Below are 25,728 nucleotides of genomic sequence, written 5' to 3'. Positions count from 1 at the left end.
CTTTTTTCGTTCAGGCATCAGGCGATACCGGCCAGGTATTGCTCGCGCAGGGGCAGCCGCGCCGCCTCGATGTGGTCCACCAGATGTTCCGCGTCCTCGGCGATGGCATAGATGCGCCCCGAGCCCCAGGTGTGCAGCCACGGCAGACCCAGGAAATACAGCCCCGGGCTGGCGGTGACGCCACGCCGGTGTTTCGGGTAGCCGCTGGCGTCGAAGGCCGGGGCGTCGATCCAGGAAAAGTCCGGGGCGTAGCCGATGCACCAGATCACGGCGGCGATGCCCTCCGCGTCCAGGTCCAGTCCTCGCTCCAGGTCCCGGGGCGGTTCCCAAAGCGGTTCATAGGGCGCTTCCAGCGGTGCGTCGATGCCCTGCCGGGCGATGTATTCGTCGATGCTGTTCTTGATGCGGGCGTTGGTGGCATCGGCCTGGTCCAGGTTCTTGGTCAGGTCATCGCCGAAGTGGGCCTGGCCGGATTCAACATTCTCCAGCCGGCCATGCAGGCGCATGCCCTCCAGGGCGAAGCGGCGCAGATCGATATCACGACCGCCGTCGCGACCAGTGACATAGTGGTTGGCCTTGGCGCGCACCTGGTCCTCGGTGAGGTGTTCCTGCACCGGAATCCGGTAGTGGCCCATGTCATCGAGCCAGTCCACCACGTCGCGGCCACGGTAGAAACGCGATACGCGGGGCGCCGGTCCCACCGCCAGGTGCACCCGACGACCGGCCAGGTGCAGGTCCTCGGCGATCTGGCAGCCGGACTGGCCGGTGCCCACCACCAGCACCGCGCCCTCCGGCAGGGTCGCCGGGTTGCGGTAGGCGGAGGCATCCACCTGTTTGATCCGCGCCGGCAGCCGGCGGGCGTAGTCCGGCACCTTGGGCCGGTGATAGCTGCTCACCGCCATCACCACCTGGTCGGCGGTGAGCGGGCCCCGGTCGGTGTCCAGGCGGTAGCCGCCCACCGGCAGGGCACGCACCGCCTGCACGGTAATGCCCTCGATCAGGGGCGGTTCGAAGGAAGCACGGAAGCGTTCCATCCAGGCGACGATTTCTTCCTTGACCATGAAACCGTGGGGATCGTCGCCGTCATAGGGGTGATCCGGCAGTCGGCACTGCCAGTTCGGCGTGACCAGGCAGAAGCTGTCCCAGCGTTGCGCCTTCCAGGCGTGGAAGGCTTGCTCCTTTTCCAGCACCAGGTGTTCGATGCGCCGTTGCTGGAGCAGGTAACTGGTGGACAGGCCGGCCTGGCCGCCGCCCACCACGATCACCGGGTAATGGCGTTGGGCGAAGGTCATGAGGATTCCTTGTTGGTCATGGACGAGTCGGTGGACGAAGGGGCGGGCGTGGCGGCGCCTACCCGGGTCACGGTGACGCGGGCGTCGGCCTGTCCGGCGAATTGCCGCCCCCTGGTTTCCAGGGCCAGTAACTGGCTGTCGGCGCTGGTGCAGCGGAAACCGTACTTTTGCTCCACCCGGTCGCCGGCCAGGGTCAGGGCGTCCCGGCTCAGGGTCAGGAATTCCGCCAGCGGATAACTCTCGCCGGCGCGCAGAAAATCGTGGATCACGGTGGACGGGGAGTAACAGCTCTGTTCGCTGTGATCCGGCCAGCGCACGTTGAAATGCACTTCAGGCATAGTGGCCTCCTTGATGACGGGCTGGGGAAGAAGGGGGGAAGGGGCGCCCCAGGTACGGGGTTTCGTGGTGGTTCCAGAACGGCAACCGCTGGTCGCCCAGGGTCAGGGTGAGATGGCCGCCGGAGGTGACCCGGCCCGCGTCGGCCACGGCCAGCTGGCGGCGCCGGAAACGCCGTGTCACCTCGGCCACCCGGTCCGGCGCCACCGCCAGCACGAAGCCATAGCTGGGGAAGGTGCGCAGCCAGCGTTCCAGCGGCACCCCCGGTGGCCGGGGCAGGGCATCCAGGCTCAGCTCCGCGCCTACCCCGGAGGCTTCCAGCAGCATCAGGGCGGTGCCCACCGGCCCGGCCATGGAGATGTCCTTGCCGGCCTGGCACAGGCCGTCCTCGGCCAGCCCCGGCAGGATCGCCAGGTCATCGCGCAGGCGAGCCCCGGGAGCGTCGCTGCTGGCATCCCAATTGTCGCCCACGGCCCGGTAGCGCCCGCGCAGGTCGCAGGCCACCAGCAGGGTATCGCCGGGGCGGGCATCGAAACTGGTGAGCAGGGCCCGGGCGCGGCCCAGGATCGCCACCGACAGTTGCGGCCGGTCGCAATGGGCGTTGCTGTGGCCGCCCACCAGGGGGACGCCGTATTTGCCCGCCGCTTCGCGGAGCCCGGCCAGGATCGCCGCGCTCTGATCGTCGCCCCGGCTCCACAGTGCGTCGGTGACCGCCAGGGCGCGACCGCCCATGGCGGCGATGTCGCTGACGTTCACCATGACGCCACAGTAGCCGGCGAAGAACGGCTCGGCGGCCACGAATTCGTTGACGAAGCCTTCCATGGCCATCAGCAGAAAGCCGTCGCCGTCGGCCAGGGCGGCGGCGTCGTCGCCCAGCGGCAGGTGGCCGCTGTCGAGGCCGGCGAGGCCCGCCATCACCGGTCGGATATCGCCCTTGTGGGCGAACGCCGGGGCGTCGCGTAGCGCGCTGATCAGCGCCTCCAGCTCCATGCGGACCTCCCTAGGATGCCTGCCGGCTGGTGGCCAGCAGTGGCAGCCGACCGTCCGGCAGCGGCGGGTAGTGGGACAGGCGCGCGCGCATCAGCACGTGATCGCGACCGTGCAGGGCCAGGGGCCGAAGGCTGTCCCAGTGGAGGGCGCGGAACAAGGGTTCGTTGACGGCCTGCACCTGGGCGAAGAACGCCTCGCAACCGCGCGCCCGGGCGCTGCCCACCGCCAGCCGGATCAGGGCGCTGCCCAGATGGGCATCTCGCCGGTAACCACGCGCCACCGCCAGCCGGGAGCCATACCAGATACCGGGCCGGTCGCTGTGGATGCGCACCGTGCCGACCACCTCGTCCGGGCCGCCGGCCACATAGGCCAGCGCCACGATGGTCAGAGCGCGACGGTCCAGCGGATCACCATCATCGCCGTCGAACAGGCCCTGCTCGTGGCAGAACACCCGGCGACGCAGGTCACGGGCGGCCTGGTATTCCCAGGCCTCGGAGGTGAGCTTCACCGCGTACTCGCGGCTGCGGAACGGGGTCACCGGCTCCAGGATCATGAGGCTTGCTCCACGTCCTCGAAGGCGGACAGCGACGAGCAGGCGCCGCAGCGGCCACAGCCGGCCTTGATGTCCGCCGAGCGCAGGCCGCCGCCGCGCAGCAGCGCGCCCAGCGGCTCCAGAATACGGCGCATATGCACCGCCGAGGGCGAAGGGTGATGTTCCAGCGGGGTGCCGGAAATCGGCACGAACGGCACCACGAACGGGTATACGCCCAGCGCCACCAGCCGCCGGCACAGGGCGAGGGTGTCTTCCACCGTGTCGCCCAGGCCGGCCAGCAGATAGGTGCTTACCTGGCCGCGCCCGAACACATCCACGGCGTCGGCGAACGCCTCCAGGTACTGGTCCACGCTGATCGACGCCTTGCTCGGCATGATCCTCTCGCGCAGGGCCGGGGTGGCGATTTCCAGGTGCATGCCCAGGCTTTCGATGCCGCTGTCGCGCAGCCGCCGGAACCAGGCGCGGTCGTCCGGCGGCTCGCACTGGCCCTGGATCGGCAGGTTCACGGCGGCGCGCACGGCGCTGGCGCTGTCGCACAGCACCCGGGCACCGCGATCCTGCAGATTCGGGGTGCCGGTGGTCATCACCATGTGTTTGACGCCGTCCAGTTCCACCGCCGCTTTCGCCACCTCGGCCAGTTGCGCCGGCGTTTTGTGGGCGATGGTGCGGCCCTCGTCCAGGGACTGGCCGATGGCGCAGAACTGACAGGACACCTTGCGGTTGTTGTAACGGATGCAGGTCTGCAACACGGTGGTGGCGAGCACGTCCTTGCCGTGCAGGGTGGCGATGTGGGAGTAGGGTACGCCGTCGGCGGTGCTCAGATCGTAGAAACGCGGCCGGTCGGTGAACGCCATGCGCGCGATCTCCTCGCCGCCCCGGGTGACCCGGCGGCCGTCCAGTTCATAGGGGGAGTCGCCGGCGCCGGCGGTGTGCACCGGAATCATCACCACCTTGCCGCCGATTTCCACCGCCTTGTGGTCGGAGGGGCCGGCGCCGCCACGCCGGCTGGGGGCGCCGGCGGCCGGATCGCTCAGCCGCACGCCCCGGGTCTGCAGCTCATTGATGAGCCGCTGATTGAAGCGGGTACTCTTGCTGCTCATGCTCATCGCTCCCGATGGAGGCCCCGGCGGCGTCGCCGCGCGGGCCGTGAAGGTCGTGCAAATCGTTCAGGTCATGAACGGGGGCCGCCGGACGGCGGTCGATCAGCAGACTCAGTAATTCCGGGCGGGCGTAATGCCCCACGGAATCCATCATCCGCTTGCGCTTAAGAATCAGGGCCATGTCCAGGTCCGCCACGCACAGCCCCTCGCCCTCGGTGACCGGCTCGCCCAGCACCTTGCCCTCCGGCGACACGATCATCGTCATGCAACCGCCGCGCAGGGCCTTTTGTTGGGCCGGGTCGTCGGTGATGGCGCTGATCTGGTGGTCCTCCAGCCAGCCGGTGGCGTTGACCACGAAGCAGCCGGACTCGGCGGCGTGATGGCGCATGGCCGCCTCGATCTGATCGGCGAACACCGGCCCCACCATGGAGCCGGGAAACTGGCCGCAGTGGATTTCCTCGTGCTGGGTCATCAGCGCGTAGCGGGCCAGCGGGTTGTAATGCTCCCAGCAGGCCAGCGCGCCAATCCGGCCCACGGCGCTGTCCACCACTTGCAGGCCACTGGCGTCGCCCTGACCCCAGATCATGCGTTCGTGGTAGGTGGGGGTGATCTTGCGACGTTTGAGCAACAGCCGACCGTCGCCGTCCAACACCACCTGGGTGTTGTAGAGCGTGCCCCGGTCCCGTTCGTTGACGCCCAGCACCACCACCATGCCGTGGTGGCGGGCGCGCTCGGCGACCCGGTCGATCTCCGGGCCCGGCACCGTCACCGCCCGCTGGTACAGGGCGAGATGGTCCGGGCCGGAGAGCGCCGGGGGGCGCACGAACGAGAAGTAGGGGTAGTAGGGCACCAGGGTTTCGGGGAAAACGAGCAATTGCACACCCTGTTCGGCGGCGTCGTCGATCCACTCGCGGACCTTGTCCAGGGTGCCGCCGGCGGTCTCCAGATCCGGCGCGATTTGCGCCGCCGCCGCCCGTACCATCCTTGCCTCGCTCATGGCGCCCTCCTTACAGGGTCCAGGTGTCGAGGATGAAGGCGTTGTCCCGGCGGTGCAGCAGCACCAGGTCGAGCACGTCCAGAGGATTGATTGGTGTTATCCCCTCAATCAATGATGGCTCGCCATGGCCGTAAAGAGCCTGCAACGCGAACCGGCAGGCATACACCTTGCCGCCTTCGCCCATGAATTTGGTGAGCTGGTTGTTGACCGCCAGATGGCCCGGGAAGGCCTCGTCGCCCAGGGTCGGGAAACCCCGCTGCAAGCCCAGGGTGACACCGGGGCCGTACAGCAGCACCGAGGTATCAAACCCCTTGCGCAGCAGGCGCGTCGCCTGAAGCATGTTGACCAGGCCAATGGAGCCTTCGAACGCCACGGTATGGAAGGTTACCAGCGCCTTCTCGCCGGGTTCCGCCTTGACGTCCTCGAACACCTTCTCTTCGTAGTCGACGAAGAAATCGCCTTTTTGATGCGCTGCTTTTTCTACGGTGGGCATAGCCGCCTCCCTCTGCGTATGTCGTATGTCGTGTGTCTGCGTATGTCGGGTGTCGCGCACCGGCGCGGGGCGCCGGCGCATGGCCCGGGATCGGGCACTCAAACAACTGCAATCAAGATGCCAATCAAGTATTAAATTGATTGATTGGTTTGGGCTGTTGTGGCCCAATGGGCGGCGTTTGGCCGGGGTATGCGGACGGCGCCCCGGGCCGGCGACCAATCAAAGCGGTACGCGGCGCCGGACATCCCCCGGCGCCGGTGAACAACCCTGGTGCAGAGCATGACCATCGATAGTGCGAAAAAGGACGGCTGGCGGCCGCAACTCAAAACCGGCGGCAAGGCGGTCTACCTGCGCATCGCCGACGCCATCGGCGACGATATCCTGGCCGGTCGGCTTACCGTGGGTGAACGACTGCCGCCGCTGCGTGACCTGGCGGCGGCGCTTAGCCTCAACTACGCCACCGTGTCGCGGGCCTACAACGAGGCCCAGCGGCGCGGGTTGATCTACTCGCGGGTGGGGCAGGGGTCCTTTGTCTGCCAGCCGGGCCGGCTCAGCCGGCGTAGCGCCAGCGCCGCCCGCGCCGTGGACATGACCATGAATCTGCCGCCGGAGCCTCGCGACCCGCTGCTGCGAGAGCGCATGGAAGCGGGCCTGCGAGCCCTGGGGCCGGATCTGCAGCCGCTGATGCGTTACCAGGAGTTCGGCGGGTCCGCCGAGGACCGGGACGCGGCGGTGGCCTGGCTGCAACGCCGGCCCCTGCGCGTCAGCGAGGACCGGGTGCTGGTGTGCCCGGGGGTGCAGAGCGCGCTGCTGGCGGTGCTCGGCAGCCTGGCGCGGCCCGGCGACGTGGTGCTGTGCGAGTCCCTGACCTATCCGGGTCTGCGCGCCATCGCCGGCCAGCTCGGCATCCGCCTGGTGGGGTTGCCGCTGGATGACGACGGTTTCGACCCGGACGCGCTGGCGCGGTTGTGCGCCGAACACCACCCCAAGGCGCTGTACTGCAACCCGGTGCTGCTCAACCCGGCGGCGGTGACGCTCAGCGAGGAACGCCGCCACCGGGTGGCGCAGATCGCCCGCAAGCACAACCTGCCGATCATCGAGGACGACGCCTATGGTTTGCTGCCCAGCCACCGACCGCCGGCCCTGGCCAGCCTGGTGCCGGAGCTGACCTACTATCTGTGCGGATTCAGTAAATCCCTGGGGGCCGGTCTGCGCGTGGCCTACCTGGCGTTGCCCTCGGCCCGGGTGCGGTCCCGGCTCACCGTGACCCTGCGTGCCACCACCGTGATGGCCTCGCCGATCACCGCCGCGCTGGCCTCCTGCTGGGTGCAGGACGGCACCGCCGATCTGGCGCTGTCGCTGACCCGCCAGGAATCCCAGGCCCGCCAGGCGCTGGTCACCGAGATTCTCGCCGGCGCCGATTACCGCTCCCATCCGGAGGCGTTCCATGTGTGGTTGAAGATGCCCGAGGCCTGGAGCCGGGTGGCGTTCGCCGCCCGGCTGCGCGCCCAGAACATCAACGTGGTGGTCAGCGACGCCTTCGCCGTCAATGGCAAGCCGCCGGAGGCGGTGCGCCTGTGCCTGGGCGGTCCCGCCAGCCGTCAGGACCTGGCCCAGGCCCTGCATCTGATCGCCGACGCTCTGGAACAGCCGGGCGCCGCCAGCGCCGGCTTTTTTTGAGCGAAACCCATTTTGAGCGAAACCCCGGGGCGGGGCCGTGGTGGCTTCTGATTATTTGCACAAAGCGGGCGCATTTCTTGCGCGTTGAGCGGGCAGGGTGGTGGTACGTACCCAACGGAGACACCGTCATGAACGCACGCACCCGCAACCTTCTTATTCTGTGCCTGAGCCTGGGCAGCCTGACCACCGCCTGGGCCGGCCCGCGCCCGGGGGATGAGCCCGACCACCGTGGCAACGCGGCCCCCGAGCATCACCAGGCCGGCCCGGAAGCACGACCGGCTCCCGCCGCCTCCAAGCGGGACCCCGCCGGCTGGCACCAGGGGGATCGGTTGCCGGAGGCCTACCGGGGTGATCGCCACGTCGTCGATGACTGGCGCCACCACGATCTGCCGGCGCCCGGCAAGGATCGCCGCTGGGTCAAGGTGGACAATGATTTCGTGCTGATCGCCATTACCACCGGGGTGATCGTATCGGTGATCGGCGTCCACTAAGTGGGCTGATCAATGGCCGGCGCCAGAATTTCACCATTCCGGTGAGGAAAATCCGCGAGCTGTTCGTCTTTAGTGGTAGGGCCCGGGTTTAACCCGGGCTCGTTTCATGGATAACCACGAGGAACAGCCGATGACCACGCTTGCCGACCCCGCCCAAGCGGACCGCACTCTGTCCGCCCGCCTCAAGCAGGAAACCCACGCCATCCACGACGCGCTGGACAGCCGCATCAGCGCCCTGTCGCCGTTCCTGGACCGCGCGCACTACGCCCGTTTCCTGCGCGTGCAGCTGCGTTTCCAGACCGCCACCGCGCCGCTCTATGAGCGCGATGATCTGCAGCAACGGTTTCCGGGGCTGCTGGAGCGCAGCCGGGTGGATCTGATCGAGGCGGATTGCCGTGATCTGGGCATCGCCGAGGCCGACATCGAGGCGGACCGCGCCGCCGGTCGGGCGGCGGCCATCGAAGACGGCGACGCCGTGATCGGCTGGCTGTACACCAACGAGGGCTCCAATCTGGGGGCCGCCTTTCTGTTCAAGCGCGCCCAGCAGGAGCTGGATCTGAGCGCCGACTTCGGCGCCCGTCATCTGGCCGGCCATCCGGACGGTCGCGGCCTGCACTGGAAGCGTTTCAAGGCCCAGCTTGATGAGCTGGGGCTGGGCGACGCCGGGCAGGACCAGGCGGTGCGCGGCGCCCGGGCCGCGTTCGCGTTCGTGCGCGAATCCGTGGAAGCGGTAATGGCATGAGGGATGGCATGCGAGTTCTGATCGGGCTGCTGGCACTGTGCATGGCGGTGGCCGGCCAGGCCCAGCAGCGTCTGGTGGTGGCCGGCGGTGAATTGACCGAGATCGTCTACGCGCTGGATGCCGGCGAGCGGCTGGTGGCGGTGGACTCCACCAGCAATTACCCGGCGGCGGCGCGGCAACTGCCCAAGCTGGGCTATGTGCGGGCGCTGCCGGTGGAGGGCACCCTGGCCCTGAGGCCGGATCTGGTGCTGCTGTCCGGGGAGGCCGGCCCGCCGCCGGCGGTGGCTCAGTTGAAGCAGGCCACGGAAGTACGCGTGATCGATCCGGAGTGGAGCCCGACCGGGCTGCTGGCCCGGGTCGAGCAGGTCGCCGAGGCGCTGGATCTGCAAGAGCGCGGCGAGCAACTGAACGCCGAGCTGCGCGAGCGCTTCGCGACCCTGGATGAACGGCTGCCGCTGGCGGACCCGCCGCGCACCCTGCTGGTGTTGTCCGCTGGCCGCCACGGCGTGCAGGTGGCGGGCAAGGGCACCCAGGGCCAGGCCCTGCTGGATGCCCTGGGGCTGCCCAATGTGGCGGAAGGGGAGGGCTACAAGCCACTCAACGCGGAAGCGGTGCTGGCCGCGGACCCGCAGTTGATCATCATCGCCGAGACCCGCCCCGGCAGCTTCCAGCCGGAACAGTTGCCCTTGCTGGAAAGCACGGATGCCGGTGCCCATGGCCGGGTGCTGGTGGCCGATGGCATGCGCCTGCTGGGCTTCGGCCCGCGCCTGCCGGACGCCATGGAAGACGTCCTGGAGGTGGTCACCGGTGAGGGAGGCTGAGCCCCGGCGCTGGCCGGTGGCGCCGACCCTTGGCGCGCTCGCCGCGCTGCTGGCGTTGGGCATGGTCATCGCCGCCCTGGCCGGCCCGCTGTCGGTGGCGCCGGCGACCCTGTGGCAGGGGCTCTGGGGCGCCGGTGATGAGCCCGGCTACCGGGTGGTGCGCGATCTGCGCCTGCCTCGCATCATCATGGCCACTCTGGTGGGAGCGGCGTTGGCGTCCACCGGCGCGGCCCTTCAGGGGCTGTTCCGCAACCCCCTCGCCGACCCCGGCCTGATCGGTATTTCCGCCGGCGCCGCCCTCGGCGCCGTGGCGGTGATCGTGCTCGGCGGTGGCGCCCTGGGCCACCAGGCGATCCCGCTGGCCGCCTTCACCGGTGCCCTGGTGACCACCTTCCTGATGTGGCGCATCGCTTCCCGGGGCGGCGAGACCCGTGTCGCCCTGTTGCTGCTGGCGGGCATCGCCATCGGCGCCATCGCCATGGCGCTGACCGGCGTGCTCACCTTCCTGGCCGATGACAACGAACTGCGCACCCTGACGTTCTGGGCCATGGGCAGCCTGGCGCACAGTCGCTGGTCCGACGTCGCCCTGGTGGCGCCCTGGCTGCTGGCCGGCATCGTGCTGATGCCGCTGCTGGCACGGCCGCTCAACGGCTTGATGCTGGGCGAGCAGGCGGCCCTGCATCTGGGCCACGCGGTGCCCCGGGCCAAGCGCGCGGTGATGGTGCTGGGGGCGGTGTCGGTGGGCGCGGCGGTGGCCGCCGCCGGGCAGATCAGCTTCGTCGGCCTGGTGGCGCCACACCTGGTGCGCTTGTTGATCGGCGTCGATCACCGTTGGCTGATCCCCGGTGCCGGGGTGCTCGGCGCCTTGCTCACGGTGTTCGCCGATACCCTGGCGCGCACCCTGGTGGCACCGGCGGAATTGCCCATCGGCCTGGTGATGGCGTTGCTAGGCGGTCCTTTCTTCCTGGTGCTGCTGCTGCGCCGCAACGGAGTCTGAGCGATGACCGATACGCTGCTGAACGTGGCCGGCGTGACCGTGCGCGCCGGTGATCGTGCGCTGCTCTCGGAGGTGAGCTTCCAGGCCCGCGCCGGCGAGCGCCTGGCCCTGCTGGGCCCCAACGGCGCCGGCAAGTCCACCCTGATGCGAGCCCTGGCCGGCGATCTTACCCCGGACGCCGGCGCCGTGACCCTGCACGGCAGGCCGCTGCCGGACTGGCCGCTGTCGGAACTGGCGCGGCGTCGCTCGGTGATGTTGCAACACACGCCGGTGGGGTTCCCGGTGCGCGCCGATGAAGTGGTGGCCCTGGGCCTGCCCGGGCGCCGCCACGGCAACGCCAACGACCCGCTGGTGGCGCACCTGCTGGACCGCTTCGGCGTCGCCCACCTGCGTGGGCGGGCCTATCCGTCGCTGTCCGGTGGCGAGCAGCAACGGGTGCATCTGGCCCGCGTGCTGGCGCAGATCTGGGAAACCCCGGGGCCGCGCCTGCTGCTGTTGGACGAAAGCACCTCGGCGCTGGACCCGGCCCAGCAGTACCGGGTGCTGGAAACCCTGGCGGCGCTGGCCGAGCAGGGCGACTATCTGATCGTGCTGGTGTGCCACGACCTGACCCTGGCCAATGCCTTCGCCTCGCGGGTGTTGATGCTGGACCGGGGCCGCCTGCTGGCGGACGACGCACCGGCCCGGGTGCTCACCCCGGAGCGGCTGGCCGCTGTCTATGGCCTGCGCAGTCGCTGGCTCGATCACCCGGATGGACCGGTGTTGCACGTGGAGGGCGCTCTGCCCCCTGGTTGACCCCCACGCCGCTCCCTCGACCAGTCGAGGAGGTGTCGCGCCGGCGCCCGTCTGGGTTTCGGTGGGGCCGTGCGGTACTATCCGGCCCGTTGACCCGGCCGCGGTGGGGCAAGCCGGGCCAGGACGGATAAAAGGGGTTGTTAGGAATGCATAAGGCAATCACGGTGCCGCGCGCGGTCTCGCTGGTGGTGGCACTGCTGCTCGCCGGCGCCGGCGCGGTGGCGAAGGGAGCAGGCCCGGCGGTGCCGGTGGTCACCGGCGCGGTCACCGAGCAATCCCGTGATCGGAGCACGGAATTCGTCGCCCGGGTACGGGCCATCGAGGCGGTGGATGTGCGCGCCCAGGTAGAGGGGGTGATCGCCGAGGTAGCGTTCACCGGTGGTGAACAGGTGGAAGAGGGCGATCTTTTGTTCTCCCTGGACCCGCGCCGTTACGAGGCGGCGCTGGCCGCCGCCGAAGCCGGGCTGGCGCGGGCCCGGGCCAGCCGTGACAACGCTCGCCAGAACCACGAGCGCATGCGCACGCTGGCCCGGAGAGGCACCGTGTCGCGGGCCTCCCTGGACGAGGCGGAGGCGGCATTGCGGGTCGCCGAGGCGGAGGTGCAAACCGCCGAGGCGCAAGTCCGGGCCGCGCGCCTGGACCTGGCCGACACCCACCTGCCGTCGCCGATCACCGGTCAGATCAGCGCGCCGGCGCTGACCCGGGGCAATCTGGCCGGTCCCGGGTCGGGCGCGCTGGCCCGGGTCGTGCGTACCGATCCGGTTTACGTGGCGTTCGACCTGCCGGAAGGGCAGGTGGTCTCTCTCCGGCAGCGGTATGGCCCCCTGGATGACCTGGACCCGGCGTCGGTGTCGATGCGCCTGCGTCTGCCCAATAACAGCCTTTACCCGGGACACGGCACGCTGGCCGTGGTGGGCAATGAAATCAACCCGGGCACCGGCCTGCTCGGGTTCCTGGCTCGTTTTGATAACCCCGACGGCCTGCTGGTGCCCGGCCAGTACGTCACGCTGCTGATCGGCGCGGCTCGGGCGGAGTCGGCGCCGCTGGTGCCGCAGTCGGCGGTTCTGCGTGATCGCGAGGGCGAATATGTGTTCGTCATCGATGACCAGGGGGTGGCCCGGCAGCGCCGTATCGTCACCGGCGAGCGCCATGACCGGGGCTGGTTCGTCCGTGATGGCCTGAGCGCCGGTGAGCGCGTGGTGGTGCAGGGCACGCAGCGCCTCGCCGATGGCGTGCCGGTGACCGAAAGCGAGGCCGGCCCGGCCGGTAACGCGGCTCCGGAGCAGCCATGATCTCCGGGGTGTTCATCCGTCGCCCCCGGGTCGCCCTGGTGGTGGCGATCGTCATGTTCCTGGCCGGTGCCCTGGCGTTGCGCGCCATTCCGGTGACCCAGTATCCGGATATGTCACCGCCCACCGTGCAGGTGTCGGCGGTCTACCCCGGCGCCAGTGCCCAGGTGATCTCCGAGGCGGTGGGAGGCCCCATCGAGGAAGCCGTCAATGGCGTGGATGGCATGCTGTATATGTCGTCCAACGCCTCCAACGCCGGCACCTATTCATTGTCGGTGACCTTCGCGGTGGGCACCGACCCGGATCTGGCCCGTATCAACGTGCAAAACCGGCTGCAGTCGGCGCTGACCCGGCTGCCCGCCTCCGTGACCGAGCAGGGGGTCACGGTGAACACCAGTTCCCCGGATTTCATGATGGCCATCGGCTTCATTTCGCCGGGTGGCGCCATGGATGCGCTGGCCCTGTCCAACTACGCCTCGAATAACATCGTCGATGTGATTGCCCGGGTGCCAGGCGTCGGCCAGGCCTCGGTGGTGGGGACCTCCGAATACGCCATGCGTATCTGGATCGACCCCGGTCGTCTGGCGGCCCTGTCGCTGACCCCGGAGGACGTGGCAACGGCGATCCAGACCCAGAACGTGCAGGCGTCCCTTGGCCAGGTGGGGGGTGAACCGGCGCCGGACGGCATGGCGCTGGAGTACACGCTGACCGCCCAGGGCAGCCTCTCGGACCCGGAGTCCTTCGAGAACATCGTGATTCGCTCCGATCCCGATGGCGGTATCGTGCGACTGCGCGACGTCGGTCGCGTGGAGCTGGGGGCCCGTAGCTACAGCGCCAGCGCGCTGCTCAATGGCCAGCAGACCGCCATGCTCAGCATCAACCAGGCGCCGGGTTCCAACGCGGTGGACACGGCGGCGGGAGTGCGCGCCGAGTTGCAGCGTCTGGCCGCCACCTTCCCGGAGGATTTCGAGTACCGCACGGTGTACGACGCCACCCGCTTCGTGGACGTCACTATCCGCGAGATCATCATCACTTTCATCGTCACTTTCCTGATCGTGGTGGCGGTGGTGTTCGTATTCCTGCGCGACTGGCGCTCCACGCTGATCCCGTCGCTGACGGTACCGGTGTCGTTGATCGCCAGTTTCGCGGTGTTGCTGGCGGTGGGTTATTCCGCCAACACGGTGACCTTGTTGGCGATGATCCTGGCCATCGGCGTGCTGGTGGATGACACCATTCTGGTGCTGGAGAACGTGCAGAGGATCATGGAGGAGGAAGGGCTGCCCGCGCCGGAGGCCACCTGGAAGGCCATGGGGCAGGTCACCGGCCCGGTGATCTCCACCACCCTGGTGCTGCTGGCGGTGTTCGTGCCCACCGCTTTCATTCCCGGCATCAATGGCCAGTTGTACCGCCAGTTCGCGGTGACGCTGTCGTCGAGCATGGTGTTGTCCTCGGTACTGGCCCTGACGCTCAGCCCGGCCCTGTGCGCCACCCTGCTGCGCCCACCGCGCCCGGCGCGCGGGCCGTTGCGTTTGTTTTCCGATGGGCTGGACCGGGTGCGGGGCGGCTATGCGCGGCTGGTGGAACGTCTGGTGGGCTACTGGTGGGCCGCCGCGCTGGGGATCGCCCTGGCTGTCGCGGTGGCTCTGCTGGCGTTTTCGGGCCTGCCTTCCAGCTTTTTGCCGGACGAGGATCAGGGCGCGCTGTTCGTGGATGTCCGCCTGCCCGACGGCGCCTCCCTGCAACGCACCACGGCGTTGATCAGTGACGTGGAGGAGCGCCTGCTGGCGACGCCGGGGGTGGAGAACGTGATCTCGGTGGCCGGTTTCAGCCTGTTGCAGAGCGCCTCCAGCCCCAATGGCGGTTTCATGCTGGTGACCCTGGATCCGTGGAGCGAGCGGGAGGAACGGTCGCTGCGCCTGGATGCGTTGCAGTCACGCATTCAGGGGGAGCTGGGCGTGCTGCCCGGTGCCATCGTTTCGGTGTTTTCGCCGCCGCCGATCCCCGGCGTGGGGGCGGTGGGTGGTTTCGACCTGCGCTTGCAGGCTTTGCAGGGCCAGCCTCCGGAACAACTGGCCCAGGTGACCCGCGCCTTTCTCGCCGGCGTGAACGCCTTGCCCCAAGTCGCCGGCGCCACCAGTGCGTTCAGCGCCGACGTGCCGCAGCTCTACCTGGATGTGGATCGCGACCGCGCCCAGGCCATGGGGGTGCCGGTGGCGCGCATCTATTCCACCCTGGGGGCGGTGTTCGGCAGCCGCTACGTCAACGACTTCACCCACGAAGGCCGCATCTTCCAGGTCAGCGTGCAGGCCGACGCCGACTTCCGGGCCTACCCGGAAAACGTGCTCGCGGTACGGGTGCGCAATGACCAGGGTGAAATGGTGCCGTTGCGGGTGCTGGCCAGCGTGCGCACCGTGCTGGCTCCCTATTCGCTGTCCAGCTACAACCGTTATGTGGCGGCGCCGGTGAACGGCGCCGCCGCCCCGGGGGTGAGCTCCGGGGATGCCCTCGAGGCGGTGGAAGCGCTGGCCGACCGTGAACTGCCGGCGGGTTATGCCTTCGAGTGGTCCGGCCTGTCGTTTCAGGAAAAGCAGACCGCCGGCTCGTCGCTGCTGGTGTTCGCCCTGGCGCTGGTGTTCGCCTATCTGTTTCTGGTGGCCCAGTACGAGAGCTGGACCCTGCCGGTGAGCATCCTGCTGTCGCTGGCCGTGGCGGTGGCCGGCGCGGCGCTCGCCCTGTGGGTATCGGGCCAGGCCAATTCCCTGTACGCGCAGATCGGCATGGTGCTGTTGATCGGCCTGGCCGCCAAGAACGCCATCCTGATCGTGGAGTTCGCCCGCGTGCAACGGGAGCAGGCCGGCCAGTCCATCCAGGCGGCGGCGCGCATCGCCGCCGAGCAGCGCTTCCGGGCGGTGATGATGACGGCCCTGTCGTTCATTCTCGGCATCCTGCCGCTGGTGTTCGCCACCGGCGCCGGGTCCGGGGCCCGCCGCGCCCTGGGCACCACCGTGTTCGGCGGCATGCTGGCGGCGACCCTGGTGGGGATTATTCTTATCCCCGGCCTGTATGTGCTGGTGCAGACACTCACCGAACGGGTCAGCGGCGCGCCGGACCGGGACACCGGGCGGCCCTAGAACGTCAGATCCATCCGCGCCCAGACGGTGCGGCCCGGTTCGTTGATGCGCTCGTCACCGGGGAAGCCGAAGCCGGCGTTGCCGGCCAGGTTCAGGTGCTCGGCGTAGGCGCGGTCGAACAGGTTGTCGACGCCGGCGCTCAGTCGCAGGCTACGGTTCACGCGCCAGGCGCCGTTCAGGGCCAGGGTGGCGAAGCCGCCGCTGTCGCCCAGGTCCCGGCCCACCACGGTGCCGTTGCCGGCGTCGATGCGGTGCTGGCCGTCCACCAGCCGGGCCAGGGCGGCGGCGCTCCAGTCGCCACGCTGGTAGTTCAGCCCCAGGCGGCTTTCCAGCGGCGGGATCTGCGGTAGCGGTTCGCCGTCGTCCCGGTTGTCGCCACGGGCATAGGCCAGGCTGGCGTCGGCGCTCCAATGGTCGGCGAAGCGCCAGGTGGCGCCCAGCTCACCACCCATGATGCGCGCGTCCACATTGTCCGCCTGACTGGTGGCGCCCATCATGCCGTCCTGGTAGCGGAACAGAATGTAGTCCTCGATGCGCCCCACATAGGCGGACACCCAGGCGTCCAGGGCGTCGCTCCGGTACTGGGCGCCCAGGTCGAGCTGGGTGGTCTTCTCCGGCTCGACGCCGTCGAAAGCGTTGGCGCTGGCCGCCGGGCCGGCGTCCGGGGAGAACAGCTCCCAGTAGTCCGGGAAGCGCTGGGCGTGGCCCAGGCCGGCGTAGAGGGTGGCGCCCCGGGCCGGCAGGTCGCGCTCGTAGCGCAGGAAGCCGGAGGGCAGGGTGTCCCGGCGTTCGTCGCCGGCGGTGGGGTTGGCCATTGGCATGCCCATGCCGCCGCCCAGGGTGGCGCGGTGGTCCTCCACCGTGTGGTGGTCCAGGCGGGCGCCGGCGATCAGTCGCGCCGGGCCGTTCAGATGCCGGGTCAACTCGGCGAAGGCGCCATGGCGCTGGAACTCGGCGTCCTTGGTCCAGGGCTCGGCGTGGTAGGCGTCCACGCCCATGGCGCTGCGTTCCCGGTGGGTGCTGGTCTGGGCGTCCACTCCGGCGACCAGCTCGGTACCTTGCCACAGCCAGGTGCCCTTGAGCCGGGCGCCCAGGGTGCGCCGGTCCACGTTGGCGGCCATGGGACCGGCCATCATGCCGGTGCCGGAGGGCGTGCGCAGGCTGTAGTTGTCCATCACATGGTCGGCGTAGTTGTAGTAGACCTGACCCTCGATGCGTTCCAGCACCTCGCCGAGGGCGCCGAAGCGCCAGCGCAGGCCCAGGCTTTCCCGATCGAACTGGCTGCCGTCCATGCCGCGCCCGGCGTAGCGGGCTTCGCCGTCGCCGCGCCCGGCGCGCAGCTCGATCAGGGCGTCCGGGGTGGGCGTCCAGCCGGCGCTGACATCGGCGTTCCATTTCTCCCAGCTTGATGGCACCCGTTCGCCATGGCCATCCCGGTAGTCGTCCGCTTCGCCGTGGTTGCCGCTGAAACGCAGGTAACCGGGGCGGTCGCCCAGGGTGGCGTCCAGCACCTGGTCCCGGCGACCGTGGGAACCGGCCAGGAAGGCGGCGTTGAGTGACTGGTGGGCGGTGCTGAAATACAGCGGCTCACGCTCGAACAGCACCGTGCCGGCGGAGCCGGTGGGCCCCCACTGCACGCTTTGCGGGCCCTTGATCACGGTCAGCCGGTCGTAGGTTTCCGGGGCAATGTAGGAGCTGGGCGCGTCCATGCGGTTGGGGCAGGCGCCGATCATCTCGCCGCCGTCCACCAGCAGGTTAAGCCGCGAGCCGAACTGGCCACGCAGCACCGGATCGCCGTTGCTGCCACCGCTGCGCACCGCCGAGAAACCGGGGATGGTCTTCAGATAGTCGGCGGCGTCGCTGGCCGGCACCGGCTGGCGTGGCTCGCCCGGGTCGGTTTCCAGGGTGAGCGGGGACGACGGCGCCACCGAGGTAATCACCACCGGTGCCAGAAGGTGGTCGGTGGTGGCGTCGCCGGTCGGTTCGGCGGCGTGCAGGGTGGCGGCCGGGGCCAGGAGCAACAGGGCGCCGGCGCGGCGATGGGGTGCTTTCATGGTTGGGTCTCTCGCGGTCCAAAAACGCGCGAGACTCTAGCAAGGCCGGGGCGTGGGTGGATGCGGTATAACGCCGCACCGTCCCTTCGCCGCCCCTTCACCGCTCAGGTGGCTTGCGCCGTTCGCGCCGGTAACGGCCACAGCGCCGTGATCACCAGGGCGAGGGCGGCCACCGCGTAGGGAACCCCCGGCGCGATCTCATAGAACAAGCTGCCGGCCAGCGGGCCAAGCACGATACCGAGGCCCTGGGCGGCGCCCACGGAGCCGGCGGCGGCACCCTGTTCCGAGGGTCCCACGGCGTTCGCGGCCAGCGCGGCGAAGGCCGGGAACACCCAGCCCATGCCCGCGCCGGCGACGAAGAAACCGGCCATCAGGGTGACGTGATCGTGGCTCCGGGCCACCAGGGCGAAGCCGGCGGCGGCCACCAGCAGGCCGGTACGGATCAGCGGTGCCGGCGGCCAGCCCAGGCGCCTTACCAGCAACTGCGCCAGGATCAGCGCCACGCCCACCACGGTGAGCGCCAGGCCCGCCGCCCGGGCCGCCGCCTCCGGGGACAGGTGCAGACGGTCGATGGCGAAGAAACCGACCGTGATCTGTGCTATCGACACCGTGCCCATGGCCAGGAACGCCACCACCATGGGGCGGCGCAGACGGCGGTCGCCGAGGGGCAGGATGGAAGCCGTGTCATCGGCCCGCGCCGGCCCGGTGCGCGGCAGACGCCAGATCAGCGCCAGCGCCAGCACGGGCAGCACGGGGGTGGCCAGCAGCGGCAACCACAGCCCCTGGCGGGCCAGCAGGGCGGCCAGCGCCGGCCCCAGCACCACGCCCACGGCGTTGGCGGCGCCCAGTGAAGCCATGGCGCCGGTGCGCCGGCCCACGGGAAAATGATCCGCCACCAGGGCCTGGCCGGTGGTGGGCACGGCGGCGAAGAAGGCACCGGCCAGGCCACGGGTCAGCAACAGGCCGGCGAACACCCACAGGGGCGCGGCGCCCCATCGCAGGCAGGCGATCAGAAAGGCGCACAGCGCGCCATAGGCCAGGGTGAACCCGACCAGACCGGAGAGCAGCACCGGCCGCCGTCCACGCCGGTCACTCAGGGCGCCCCAGGGCCGTGACAGCAGCATCCACAGTACCCCGGCCACCGACACCACGGTGCCCGCCTGCCAGGCCGGCAGACCCAGTTGGCGGGCGATCGGGCCGATCAGGGAGACGAAGGCCATCATCGCCATGGTGCAGCACAGGTAGGCGCCGAGCAGGGGAGACAGGCGGAAAGCCGGTGCGGGGGAGGTAGGGCTCATGGGCGTGGGTCCAGGCTGAAAATGGCCCCATATTGTCGCCGTCGGCCATCGCCGCCGCCGCTGGCCGGTGTTCGCTAATCGCTGCGCGGCGCGCGTTTTAGGGCCTGTGAACAGGCCCTAGCGCCAGCGGCTGGGGACCATGCCGAAACGCCGTTTGAAGGCGGCGGCGAAGTTATTGGCGTGGCGGTAGCCGGCGCGTTCCGCCGCCTGTTCCACGCTCCAGCCTTCCCGGCGCAGGCCGTGACTGGCCCGCTCCAGGCGCCGGTCGCGCAGGTAATCGAACACGCTTTGCCCATAGGCGCACCGGAACTTGCGGCGCAGGGTGCTGCTGCTCATACAGGCCAGCCGCGCCAGGGCATCCAGGGTGTGGTCGTGTTCCGGTTGCTGGTGCAGTGCCTCCCGGACACGGGCCAGGGCGCGCCGGTCGCGCTCGCTCAGCCGGGCTGGCGGCGGCGTGGCATCGTCTCCCACGGACAACGCCTGGGCCAGTATCTGCAGGGCCACGCCTTCCTGCCAGAGGCGGCCGAGGCCGCCGTCCCAGCGGGGTTGGAACAGGCTCTCCGCCAACACGCGAAGGTGACCATCGGCGCGCCAGCCGTTCAGGCTGAAGCCGCCACGGGCCAGTCGCTGGCGCAGGGGCGCCGGCGCTGCCTGGTTGCTGAGCGTGGATTCCCGGGCCAGCAGCGATACGCTGCGCAGGCGCAGGCCGGCCTGATGCTCACCGCTCATCGCCTCGGTGTCGCCATGGCTGACGGTGATGGCGTCGTTGTCATTGAGAGTCAGCCGCTTGGCGCGACCGCCCAAACGGGCCTCGGCGTGGCCCTCAAGCAGCAGGATCGAGGTAAAACCGGGGGCCATCAGGGAGCGGGCGCCATAACGTCGATGGTTGAGCACGTCGGAGATCACCAGCGTCAGGCCGCCGGCCACCGTCACTTCCTCCATCATGCCTTCCGCCAGGCACGGGTCGTCGTCGCCCTCCAGGTCGTGCCAAAGGTATTCGAAGCCGTGGCGTTCACCGAAACGCTGATAGTCGGACAGGGTGAAGCGTCGAGGGGCGGGCATCGCCGTCATGCAGGGCTCCGGATGATCGGTGGTGTTGAGAATGGTTATCAACTATAAGGATGGGGCCGCCGGGGCACAAGCGGGCGGTCAGGTGCCGTATTGCACCATGGCCATATAAGCGCCGGTACCGACCACGATGGAGATCAGCACGTTGCGACGCCACAGGTGCAGAGCCACCACCAGCGCGCAGGCCAGCAGCAGCGGCGCGCCCTTCGGATCATGGAGTTGCAGCGGTCGCAGGTCGGCCAGGGAATAGACCACCAGAATCACCATGATGGCGGCGGGCAGATAACGGCCCAGCCAGGCCAGCAATGGATGGTCGTGGTGCCGTGACAGGGCCAGGAACGGCAGCGCCCGGGAGGCGAGGCTGGCCAGCGCGCCGATCGCCACCGCCACTAAAACCGTATCGGTGCTCATGGGCGCTGCTCCAGGACGCGCGGCGCGCGGCGGCGGTAATCCAGCAACAGCACCAGGCAGGCGGCGCCGATGGCGGCCAGAAGCATGTGCCGCTGGGGCAGTAGAAACAGGGCGCCAAGGCCGCAGCCCAGGCCAATGGCAAAGGGCGTGACACGTCTTACCGTGGCCATCAGTTCCAGGGTCAGCACGATGAACAAAGCGGTGAGCGCGAACTCCATGCCGGTGCTGTCGAACGACAGCAGGCTGCCGGCCAGGGCGCCCAGCAGGGAGCCCAGCAACCACCAGCCCTGGTTGAGCAGGCTGATACGGAAGGCCACCGCCGGGTCGCGGGTTTCCTCCCGGGAGCTGAGCAGCGAGTAGGTTTCATCGGTGAGCGCATACACCAGATAGGGTTTGCGCGCGCCGCTGCCCCGGAACCGGCCCACCAGGGAAAGGCCATAGAACAGGTGTCGGGCGCTGAGCAGAAAGATGGCCACGCCGATCTCGGTCAGCGAGGCGCCCGCCGCCAGCAGGCTCAACAACAGGAACTGGCTGGCGCCGGAGTAGATCGCCACCGACATCAGCGGCGCCAGCCACCAGGCGTGGCCCATCTGCACGCAGAGCACGCCGAAGGCAATGCCCAGGGGCACATAGCCCAGCATTACCGGTGTGGTCAGGGACAGCGCGTGGCGCCAGGGCGAGGAACGGAGGCTGGACATCGGTACGGCATTAATCCGGCGGTCAGGACGGTACGGGCGTGGTCGCCGCGCATGGTAGGCCGCCCCGGCGCCGAGCGCCAGGGGTCAGCCGGTGACCTGGCGGGCGATCAGCCGTTTGAACGGGGTCAGGGTATTGGCGGCTTTCAGGGCGGCGCCGCGCAACAGGCGGGCCGGGGCCCGGTCGTCGGTGTACAACGACACCACCAGGTGGGTGGCGTTGAACAGCGGCAGGCTGCCGCGTCGGTGGGCGCGGTGGTAGCTTTCCAGCAACTCGGCGGCGCCGGGATCGCGGCCCGCCCGGTGCGCCGGAATCAGGCGCGCGGCCAGATGCGCCACGCTGCTCAGGCCCAGGTTGAAGCCATGGGCGGTGACCGGGTGCATGCCCACGGCGGCGTCGCCCACCAGGGCGAAGCGGGGGCCGTGGAAACGGCTGGCGTAGACCCCCACCAGCGGATAGACATGGCGCTCGCTGATGCGCGTCATGGCGCCCAGGCGGCCCTGGTAGCGCTGGCTGATGTCGTGGTTGAAGGCGTCGTCGTCCAGGGCCAGCAGGCGCTCCAGCTCGTTGGCCGGCAGGGTCAGCACCACCGACGCCCGGTCGCCGTTGAGCGGCAGCAGGGCGCGGGTCTGGCCGTGGCCGAACCACTCCCAGGCCTGGTGATGGTGGGGTTGTTCGTGGCGTACCCGGAACACCATCATGCTCTTGCCGTAATCACGGACCCGGGCGGCGATGCCCAGAGCGCGCCGGGTGGCGGAGAAGCGGCTGTCGGCGGCCACCAGCAGGCGAGCGCGCAAACGCCGGCCGTCGTCCAGCGCCACGCTGGCGGCGTCGCGCTCGATGCGCGGGTCGCTGACTTCGACACCGTCCAGCACGGTCACCCCGGGGCAGGCCCGGACCGCCGCCCAGGCGGCGCGGCGCAGGCATTGGTTGGGCACCAGCCAGCCGAGCTGGTCGCGGCCGCCCAGCCGTGCGTCGATGTCCAGGCTGTGGCGGCGCAGGCCGTCGTCGAACACCCGGGCATGGCGCAGATCGGAAATGTCCTCGGCGGGCAGATGCTCCCAGATGCCCCAGTCGATCAGGTGGCGCCGGGAGGTGTGGGTGAGGGCGATCTCGCGACCGTCGAAGGCCGGTTCCTCCAGGGCCGCGCGGGGCTGTTTCTCCAGAACCCGCACCTGAAGGCCGGCGCTGCCCAGTACCCGGGCCAGACTCAGCCCGGCGGGCCCGGCGCCCACGATGATCACATCCGCGTCCATTCCGTCGCCTCCTCGAATCAGGGTCAGCCGGTGAATGTAGGCGCCGGCCAGCGCCGGCGCCTTGATCTGCGGCAGGGTCGCCGCCGATCCGCGCGCCGGGGCCCTAGGGATGGTCTTTCGCGGCGCTGTTTTGCTGGCGGCGCAGCTTGCGGGCTTGCTCGTCATACCGTTGCGCCTGGGCGTCACGGCGCAGGGTGCGATACAGCGAGGACAGGTTGTCCAGTACCAGGGCCAGCCGTTCCGGCGGTGGCGAGGGTTGTGCCTCCAGCAGCTCCCGGGCCTGTTGATAGAGGGGTTCGGCTTTGCCGTACTGGCGTCGCATATAGAGCGCCGAGGCCAGGCCGTTGAGGGCATCCGCACGTAGCAGCGGGGCCTGGTCGGTGGCCGGCGCGGCGAGCACGTCGCGGTAACTGGCCTCGGCGTCCTTGAACTGTTTGCGGGCCAGTTGCGTGTCGGCGAGGCTGGCGCGAATGCGGGCGGCCTCCAGGCTGTCCGGTCCGAAATGTTCGTCCAGCAGGGGGAGCAGTTCCCGGTAGCGTTGCGCGGCTTGTTCGTAATCACCGGCGGCGTGCAGGGACAGGGCTTCGTCGTTGAGGGCCTGGATGTGTCGCGGGTCGGCGGCCCGGGCCGGGTCGGCCAGGGTCAGGGCCAGGACCAGCAGCCAGGGCCGGATGTTCTTGGGCATGGATTTCTCCGCTCGTCGGCCCGCCCCGGAACGAAGGCCGGGGCGGGCCGGTTGGTCAGGGTTGTCTCACAGGCCGGGAATCACCAGCTGCTCGCGCTGATAGTGATAGTCGAACCACCAGTCGTCCCGTTCCTTGATGTTGAAGGACCAGCGGAAGTCCGCGTCGGAACTGATCATGCTGTAGTCCGACGGGCTGGCCAGAGCGAAATTCACCGATTCGCCTTCTCGAATCACCTGGCCCTCGCTGAGCCCCACCAGCCGGGCCTGGCCGGTGCCGCCGTAGGCGGTGCTGACCTCCAGGTCGGTGATGGTGTAGTCGCCCCCGGAGGCGGTCAGTTTGTACATCACCGTCAGGCCCTGGGTGGTGATGTCGTCACTCTGGTAGGGCAAGGTCACGGTGCTGTTGTTGCCCATCTCGCGGGTGGCCAGGTCCTCGGGGACGTCGCCGATGCCCACGGTCGCGCCGGTGTAGATGCCGCCGAGGCTGAGTTTCAGCGACGGGTAGGCATCCGCGTCGACGACCCGCAGGGTCAGCGATTGCGGCTCCGAGGTGTCCATGCCGTCACTGACCACCAGGGTCACGCGGTAGTCACCGGGCACGGTGGGGATGAGCCTCAGGTTTTCCGAGGTATAGGCGTCGGCCAGATTACTGCCCGCGGGCTGCTCGTCCAGGGTCCAGAGGTAATAGAGGTCGTCGAAATCCGGGTCGACCACCTGGGGCAGGATCATGGTGCTGATGCCGGTGGGGGCCGGCTGGGTCTCATCCATGCCCCAGTACGGGTAGAGCGGGTTGGTGTTCACGCCGGAGGAGCGGAACCCGGGCAGGTTCACGGTGGGCGCGTTGTTCTCGGACTTGACCAGCAGGCGCCCGAACTGAAACGCGGAGGGACGGTTGGTGGCGCCCAGGGAATCGCGCACCGCCAGCATCACGATGTACATGCCGGGCTGGTCGGGGACGATGCCGGCGCGGGCGTTGTTCAGCACCGTGCCGTCCTGCAGGGTCACGTCCTGGTAGGTCAGCCCCGCGTTGCTGCCGTCGGGTTTGTCGAACAGGGTCCAGATGTATTCCAGGCGGTCGTCGTTGGGATCGCTGCTTTCGCGACCGTCGAACCAGCCGGGGGTGCCCACCAGCACGGTGCCGGAATCCACGTCGATGTGGGCCGAGGGCGCGCTGTTGGCGCCGGTGCGGGCGGTGAAGGTGCGTTGTTCGGGGGCGCTGTCCGCCTCGCCGTCGTTGACGATCATCTGGACGGTGTAGTCGCCTTCCACGCTGGGGGTGAAACTGAACGAGCCGCTGCCGCTGAGATCCTGGGCATCGTAACCGTCCGGGGTGGCGATCCATTGATAGCGCCGGTTGGCGCTGTTGATGCGGTTGCCATCCACGTCGTAGGAGTTGCCGCTGGCCCAGGTGGTGACCCCCAGCTCCACTTCATTGCTGTAGCGCCCGGTGTAGAAGCCGACATGGGGTTTCGGGAACCAGGTCGCCACCGGGGGGGTGTTGGCGGCGCCGGCGGGCAAGGTGACTTCGATGTCGGCGCTGCTTACGTCGCTGATGGAGGTGCCGTCATGGACCACCAGGTAGACGGTCCAGGTGCCCACCACGTCCGGGGTAATGGAGGGCGTGGCGGTGTCCGCGTCTTGCAGGGCGGTCTCCACGGTCAGCGAGGAGCCGCGTGGAATGCTCGCGACGCGGTCACCGCTTTCCGTGTTGGGCGTGAACAGGTACCAGCGATAGCTGAGCGGGTTGCCGTTGGCGTCGGAGCTGGCGCCGCCATCGAGGGTCAGGGTGGTGCCCCGCTCGACGGTGTAGGGGCCGCCGGCATCGGCCACCGGCCGGGCGTTGGCCTCGGCGGCGATGATGGTCACGGTGAGCGGTTCGCTGGTCTGCGCCTGATAGCGCACCGTCAACGTGGCGGTGTAGGTGCCGGCCACGTCGGTGTACAGGCTGGTCAGGGCGGTACCGGTATCGGCCAGGGTGGCGGTGCTGCCGTCGGGGGTCTCGGTGAGCTGCCACTCGTAGCTGAGCAGACTGGCGTCTCCACCGGTGGGCGGCAGGCTCTCGCCGCCGTCCAGAAGCACCGTGGTGCCGACCAGCTCGTTATGTTGTGTCCGCGCCACGGCCACCGGTTCCGGGTTGGTGGCGGTGATGGTGACCTGATCCTGGCCGCTGTCGGCGGTGCCGTCGTTGACCACCAACTGGGCCTGGTAGATGCCGGGCTGGTCGGCGACGAAGGTGGGGCGCTCGTCGGTGTCATCGGACAGTTCAGCGTCGCTGTTGGTCGGTTTGCGCGCCAGCGTCCAGGTGTAGCTGATGTCGGCGCCGCTGTTCGGCGAGCTGCTGGCGGAACCGTCCAGGGTCACGGTGGTGCCCATCTCCACGGTCTGGTCGCTGCCGGCGTTGGCGGTGGGTTTCTCCACGCCGCCATCGCTATCTCCTCCGCCTCCGCCGCCGCCACCACCTCCGCCACAGGCGATCAGCAGCAGTGACGCGCACAGCAGGGCGCACGGTGTTTTCAGGAATTGCATGATGCTTTCTCCATCGGGTTCAGAGTG

At 69.3% G+C, this 25,728-nt stretch carries 23 protein-coding genes; 8 read left to right on the top strand and 15 right to left on the bottom strand.

The genetic code is table 11. The features are described from left to right. Nucleotides 1–17 precede the first annotated feature (17 nt). Genes JF515_RS01135 through JF515_RS01105 form a run of 7 tightly spaced genes read right to left on the bottom strand, consistent with a single transcriptional unit; the run spans nucleotide 18 to nucleotide 5,761 of the window. Nucleotides 18–1,292: an MSMEG_0569 family flavin-dependent oxidoreductase gene (locus tag JF515_RS01135; protein WP_203100100.1), complete on the bottom strand. Its 1,275-nt coding sequence runs from the start codon at nucleotides 1,290–1,292 to the stop codon at nucleotides 18–20. Then, the gene (locus JF515_RS01130; protein WP_203100098.1) at nucleotides 1,289–1,630 is read right to left on the bottom strand and encodes an MSMEG_0570 family nitrogen starvation response protein; all 342 of its coding nucleotides are present in this window, start codon (nucleotides 1,628–1,630) and stop codon (nucleotides 1,289–1,291) included. The genes JF515_RS01135 and JF515_RS01130 overlap by 4 nt, the downstream gene beginning before the upstream one ends. Then, nucleotides 1,623–2,618, bottom strand: a complete 996-nt coding sequence (locus tag JF515_RS01125) for a sll0787 family AIR synthase-like protein (protein ID WP_203100096.1) — start codon at nucleotides 2,616–2,618, stop codon at nucleotides 1,623–1,625. The genes JF515_RS01130 and JF515_RS01125 overlap by 8 nt, the downstream gene beginning before the upstream one ends. 10 nt (nucleotides 2,619–2,628) lie before the next feature. Continuing rightward, nucleotides 2,629–3,171 (bottom strand): MSMEG_0567/Sll0786 family nitrogen starvation N-acetyltransferase, encoded by a 543-nt coding sequence (locus tag JF515_RS01120; protein ID WP_203100094.1) that lies wholly within the window; start codon nucleotides 3,169–3,171, stop codon nucleotides 2,629–2,631. Continuing rightward, nucleotides 3,168–4,271 carry an MSMEG_0568 family radical SAM protein gene (locus JF515_RS01115; RefSeq protein WP_203100092.1) on the bottom strand — a complete coding sequence of 368 codons (1,104 nt, stop codon included), beginning with the start codon at nucleotides 4,269–4,271 and terminating at the stop codon, nucleotides 3,168–3,170. The genes JF515_RS01120 and JF515_RS01115 overlap by 4 nt, the downstream gene beginning before the upstream one ends. Further along, nucleotides 4,228–5,268 (bottom strand): Nit6803 family nitrilase, encoded by a 1,041-nt coding sequence (locus tag JF515_RS01110; protein ID WP_203100090.1) that lies wholly within the window; start codon nucleotides 5,266–5,268, stop codon nucleotides 4,228–4,230. Before JF515_RS01110 ends, JF515_RS01115 begins: the two co-directional genes overlap by 44 nt. A 10-nt stretch (nucleotides 5,269–5,278) precedes the next feature. Next, complete coding sequence (locus tag JF515_RS01105; protein ID WP_203100088.1) at nucleotides 5,279–5,761, bottom strand: MSMEG_0572/Sll0783 family nitrogen starvation response protein; 483 nt, start codon at nucleotides 5,759–5,761, stop codon at nucleotides 5,279–5,281. 279 nt (nucleotides 5,762–6,040) lie between these two features. Here JF515_RS01105 and JF515_RS01100 point away from each other — a divergent pair, with 279 nt between their 5' ends. The 8 genes from JF515_RS01100 to JF515_RS01065 all read left to right on the top strand — a co-directional run bounded on the left by JF515_RS01100 (nucleotide 6,041) and on the right by JF515_RS01065 (nucleotide 15,707). Next, the gene (locus JF515_RS01100; protein WP_203100087.1) at nucleotides 6,041–7,441 is read left to right on the top strand and encodes a PLP-dependent aminotransferase family protein; all 1,401 of its coding nucleotides are present in this window, start codon (nucleotides 6,041–6,043) and stop codon (nucleotides 7,439–7,441) included. A gap of 128 nt (nucleotides 7,442–7,569) precedes the next feature. Next, entirely contained in the window at nucleotides 7,570–7,932 is a 363-nt protein-coding gene (locus JF515_RS01095; RefSeq protein WP_203100086.1) for an RcnB family protein, read from the top strand. Nucleotides 7,933–8,062: 130 nt separating this feature from the next. Further along, a complete protein-coding gene (locus JF515_RS01090) occupies nucleotides 8,063–8,674 on the top strand; it encodes a biliverdin-producing heme oxygenase (protein WP_203100085.1) in 612 nt (203 codons plus the stop codon). A gap of 8 nt (nucleotides 8,675–8,682) precedes the next feature. Next, nucleotides 8,683–9,495 carry a heme/hemin ABC transporter substrate-binding protein gene (locus tag JF515_RS01085; protein ID WP_203100084.1) on the top strand — a complete coding sequence of 271 codons (813 nt, stop codon included), beginning with the start codon at nucleotides 8,683–8,685 and terminating at the stop codon, nucleotides 9,493–9,495. Beyond that, nucleotides 9,482–10,492, top strand: a complete 1,011-nt coding sequence (locus tag JF515_RS01080) for an iron ABC transporter permease (RefSeq protein ID WP_338015153.1) — start codon at nucleotides 9,482–9,484, stop codon at nucleotides 10,490–10,492. Before JF515_RS01085 ends, JF515_RS01080 begins: the two co-directional genes overlap by 14 nt. Before the next feature lie 3 nt (nucleotides 10,493–10,495). After that, the gene (locus tag JF515_RS01075; RefSeq protein WP_203100082.1) at nucleotides 10,496–11,287 is read left to right on the top strand and encodes a heme ABC transporter ATP-binding protein; all 792 of its coding nucleotides are present in this window, start codon (nucleotides 10,496–10,498) and stop codon (nucleotides 11,285–11,287) included. Nucleotides 11,288–11,433: 146 nt separating this feature from the next. Then, nucleotides 11,434–12,579 carry an efflux RND transporter periplasmic adaptor subunit gene (locus JF515_RS01070; RefSeq protein ID WP_203100081.1) on the top strand — a complete coding sequence of 382 codons (1,146 nt, stop codon included), beginning with the start codon at nucleotides 11,434–11,436 and terminating at the stop codon, nucleotides 12,577–12,579. After that, nucleotides 12,576–15,707 (top strand): efflux RND transporter permease subunit, encoded by a 3,132-nt coding sequence (locus JF515_RS01065; protein WP_203100080.1) that lies wholly within the window; start codon nucleotides 12,576–12,578, stop codon nucleotides 15,705–15,707. Before JF515_RS01070 ends, JF515_RS01065 begins: the two co-directional genes overlap by 4 nt. Here JF515_RS01065 and JF515_RS01060 read toward each other — a convergent pair. The 8 genes from JF515_RS01060 to JF515_RS01025 form a co-directional block, all read right to left on the bottom strand. Continuing rightward, complete coding sequence (locus JF515_RS01060; protein WP_203100078.1) at nucleotides 15,704–17,761, bottom strand: TonB-dependent copper receptor; 2,058 nt, start codon at nucleotides 17,759–17,761, stop codon at nucleotides 15,704–15,706. The two genes, JF515_RS01065 and JF515_RS01060, sit on opposite strands and share 4 nt — an antisense overlap. Nucleotides 17,762–17,865: 104 nt before the next feature. Beyond that, nucleotides 17,866–19,059 carry an MFS transporter gene (locus JF515_RS01055; protein WP_203100069.1) on the bottom strand — a complete coding sequence of 398 codons (1,194 nt, stop codon included), beginning with the start codon at nucleotides 19,057–19,059 and terminating at the stop codon, nucleotides 17,866–17,868. A 117-nt stretch (nucleotides 19,060–19,176) separates the two neighbouring features. Next, nucleotides 19,177–20,130: a helix-turn-helix transcriptional regulator gene (locus tag JF515_RS01050; RefSeq protein ID WP_203100067.1), complete on the bottom strand. Its 954-nt coding sequence runs from the start codon at nucleotides 20,128–20,130 to the stop codon at nucleotides 19,177–19,179. A gap of 78 nt (nucleotides 20,131–20,208) precedes the next feature. Further along, nucleotides 20,209–20,538: a branched-chain amino acid transporter permease gene (locus JF515_RS01045; protein WP_203100065.1), complete on the bottom strand. Its 330-nt coding sequence runs from the start codon at nucleotides 20,536–20,538 to the stop codon at nucleotides 20,209–20,211. Further along, nucleotides 20,535–21,236, bottom strand: coding sequence for an AzlC family ABC transporter permease (locus JF515_RS01040; RefSeq protein ID WP_238400761.1), 702 nt, complete (start codon nucleotides 21,234–21,236; stop codon nucleotides 20,535–20,537). Before JF515_RS01040 ends, JF515_RS01045 begins: the two co-directional genes overlap by 4 nt. Nucleotides 21,237–21,320: 84 nt before the next feature. Continuing rightward, entirely contained in the window at nucleotides 21,321–22,655 is a 1,335-nt protein-coding gene (ubiM, locus tag JF515_RS01035; protein ID WP_203100063.1) for a 5-demethoxyubiquinol-8 5-hydroxylase UbiM, read from the bottom strand. Next, complete coding sequence (locus tag JF515_RS01030; RefSeq protein WP_203100061.1) at nucleotides 22,594–23,175, bottom strand: tetratricopeptide repeat protein; 582 nt, start codon at nucleotides 23,173–23,175, stop codon at nucleotides 22,594–22,596. The genes ubiM and JF515_RS01030 overlap by 62 nt, the downstream gene beginning before the upstream one ends. 66 nt (nucleotides 23,176–23,241) lie before the next feature. Beyond that, on the bottom strand, nucleotides 23,242–25,701 hold the full coding sequence (locus JF515_RS01025) for a PKD domain-containing protein (RefSeq protein WP_203100059.1): 2,460 nt from the start codon (nucleotides 25,699–25,701) through the stop codon (nucleotides 23,242–23,244). Between the last annotated feature and the right edge of the window lie 27 nt (nucleotides 25,702–25,728).

The sequence above is a fragment of the Alloalcanivorax marinus genome, from assembly GCF_016785095.1.
Lineage (GTDB): Bacteria > Pseudomonadota > Gammaproteobacteria > Pseudomonadales > Alcanivoracaceae > Alloalcanivorax > Alloalcanivorax marinus_A.
The sequence above is the reverse complement of the archived record's forward strand: the minus strand, read 5'-3'. Positions and strand labels throughout refer to the sequence as shown.

Bases quoted from the DNA above. Each gene is read 5' to 3' on its own strand.
- JF515_RS01070 (WP_203100081.1), top strand. From the start codon at position 11,434: ATGCATAAGGCAATCACGGTGCCGCGCGCGGTCTCGCTGGTGGTGGCA.
- JF515_RS01120 (WP_203100094.1), bottom strand. From the start codon at position 3,171: ATGATCCTGGAGCCGGTGACCCCGTTCCGCAGCCGCGAGTACGCGGTG.
- JF515_RS01110 (WP_203100090.1), bottom strand. From the start codon at position 5,268: ATGAGCGAGGCAAGGATGGTACGGGCGGCGGCGGCGCAAATCGCGCCG.
- JF515_RS01130 (WP_203100098.1), bottom strand. From the start codon at position 1,630: ATGCCTGAAGTGCATTTCAACGTGCGCTGGCCGGATCACAGCGAACAG.
- JF515_RS01115 (WP_203100092.1), bottom strand. From the start codon at position 4,271: ATGAGCAGCAAGAGTACCCGCTTCAATCAGCGGCTCATCAATGAGCTG.
- JF515_RS01030 (WP_203100061.1), bottom strand. From the start codon at position 23,175: ATGCCCAAGAACATCCGGCCCTGGCTGCTGGTCCTGGCCCTGACCCTG.
- ubiM (WP_203100063.1), bottom strand. From the start codon at position 22,655: ATGACGAGCAAGCCCGCAAGCTGCGCCGCCAGCAAAACAGCGCCGCGA.
- JF515_RS01060 (WP_203100078.1), bottom strand. From the start codon at position 17,761: ATGAAAGCACCCCATCGCCGCGCCGGCGCCCTGTTGCTCCTGGCCCCG.
- JF515_RS01050 (WP_203100067.1), bottom strand. From the start codon at position 20,130: ATGACGGCGATGCCCGCCCCTCGACGCTTCACCCTGTCCGACTATCAG.
- JF515_RS01085 (WP_203100084.1), top strand. From the start codon at position 8,683: ATGCGAGTTCTGATCGGGCTGCTGGCACTGTGCATGGCGGTGGCCGGC.
- JF515_RS01075 (WP_203100082.1), top strand. From the start codon at position 10,496: ATGACCGATACGCTGCTGAACGTGGCCGGCGTGACCGTGCGCGCCGGT.
- JF515_RS01045 (WP_203100065.1), bottom strand. From the start codon at position 20,538: ATGAGCACCGATACGGTTTTAGTGGCGGTGGCGATCGGCGCGCTGGCC.
- JF515_RS01095 (WP_203100086.1), top strand. From the start codon at position 7,570: ATGAACGCACGCACCCGCAACCTTCTTATTCTGTGCCTGAGCCTGGGC.
- JF515_RS01065 (WP_203100080.1), top strand. From the start codon at position 12,576: ATGATCTCCGGGGTGTTCATCCGTCGCCCCCGGGTCGCCCTGGTGGTG.
- JF515_RS01125 (WP_203100096.1), bottom strand. From the start codon at position 2,618: ATGGAGCTGGAGGCGCTGATCAGCGCGCTACGCGACGCCCCGGCGTTC.
- JF515_RS01100 (WP_203100087.1), top strand. From the start codon at position 6,041: ATGACCATCGATAGTGCGAAAAAGGACGGCTGGCGGCCGCAACTCAAA.
- JF515_RS01040 (WP_238400761.1), bottom strand. From the start codon at position 21,236: ATGTCCAGCCTCCGTTCCTCGCCCTGGCGCCACGCGCTGTCCCTGACC.
- JF515_RS01105 (WP_203100088.1), bottom strand. From the start codon at position 5,761: ATGCCCACCGTAGAAAAAGCAGCGCATCAAAAAGGCGATTTCTTCGTC.
- JF515_RS01135 (WP_203100100.1), bottom strand. From the start codon at position 1,292: ATGACCTTCGCCCAACGCCATTACCCGGTGATCGTGGTGGGCGGCGGC.
- JF515_RS01025 (WP_203100059.1), bottom strand. From the start codon at position 25,701: ATGCAATTCCTGAAAACACCGTGCGCCCTGCTGTGCGCGTCACTGCTG.
- JF515_RS01090 (WP_203100085.1), top strand. From the start codon at position 8,063: ATGACCACGCTTGCCGACCCCGCCCAAGCGGACCGCACTCTGTCCGCC.
- JF515_RS01055 (WP_203100069.1), bottom strand. From the start codon at position 19,059: ATGAGCCCTACCTCCCCCGCACCGGCTTTCCGCCTGTCTCCCCTGCTC.